Source organism: Vibrio sp. 2304, from assembly GCF_033339475.1.
In the GTDB taxonomy this organism is placed as follows: Bacteria; Pseudomonadota; Gammaproteobacteria; order Enterobacterales; family Vibrionaceae; genus Vibrio; species Vibrio alginolyticus.
The window spans coordinates 1-586 of the sequence record NZ_JAWOUQ010000089.1 but is presented as its reverse complement, the minus strand read 5'-3'; the positions used below and the strand labels follow the sequence as shown (position 1 = coordinate 586).

Genomic DNA, 586 nt, shown 5'->3' with positions numbered 1-586 from the left:
TGCTGGCGGGTTTCGAAACGGCAACTGGCGGGGAGATTTACATTGATGGCGTTCCGGTAAACAATCTCGCGCCACATAAACGCGACATCGGAATGGTATTTCAAAACTACGCGCTGTTTCCTCACATGACGATTGCGGAGAACCTCGCTTTTCCTCTAAAAGTGCGCAAGCTCGATAATCAAACCATTCAAAATAAAGTACAGAGCGCACTGGACATGGTCGAGTTGGGGCACGTTGCCAGTCGTTATCCAAAGCAGTTATCTGGCGGGCAGCAACAACGTGTCGCGTTGGCGAGAGCGCTTGTGTTTGAACCGAAACTCGTCCTGATGGATGAGCCTTTGGGCGCGTTGGACAAGCAACTTCGTGAGCAAATGCAGATGGAGATTAAACACCTGCACGAAAAGCTCGGTATTACGATTTTGTATGTCACGCATGACCAAGATGAAGCGCTCACTATGTCTGACCGAATCGCAGGTTTTAATCAAGGCGAAGTGCAGCAACTTGCCCCGCCAACGGAGCTGTATGAATCTCCGAGTAACGCGTTTGTCGCTCAGTTTATTGGTGAAAACAATCAGCTTTCTGGTGT

The 586-nt window shown here is 49.5% G+C and carries 1 protein-coding gene; it reads left to right on the top strand.

The features are described from left to right. Positions 1-586: ABC transporter ATP-binding protein (locus R7P64_RS24405; RefSeq protein ID WP_318124198.1), on the top strand; the 586-nt coding region annotated here is incomplete at both ends.